This window comes from Bacillus sp. SIMBA_074 (assembly GCF_046534555.1).
GTDB lineage: Bacteria > Bacillota > Bacilli > Bacillales > Bacillaceae_G > Bacillus_A > Bacillus_A mycoides.
On sequence record NZ_JAWRYM010000680.1, the window covers coordinates 1 to 264 of the forward strand.

1 pseudogene is annotated in these 264 nt (G+C 44.7%); it reads right to left on the bottom strand.

Going from position 1 to position 264, the window contains the following annotated elements:
- A pseudogene (locus tag SB773_RS32495) lies at positions 1–82 on the bottom strand (DUF3238 domain-containing protein); the annotation flags it as partial.
- Between the last annotated feature and the right edge of the window lie 182 nt (positions 83–264).

Sequence of the window (264 nt, forward strand, 5' to 3'; positions counted from 1 at the left end):
CTTCTTGCTCTAATCTTGACCGCATAGTGTTTACAGCGTTTGGTGTAAATTCACGTGCATCACCAGTGTATTCGAATATCTTTCTGAACCTCCTGTTGAAATCGAAGAAGAGGAAAACGAGTTCGCTAGGTTGGAAGGAACATGGATTGGCCGTGAAAAGCAAGAGCTTTCACTTGAAAGGGAAGATCAGCTTTGGAACGTGTATTCAGGCTCGAATCTTGAGGAGTGTTTCGAGAGTCCAGTAGAGGCGGAGCGCTACTTATT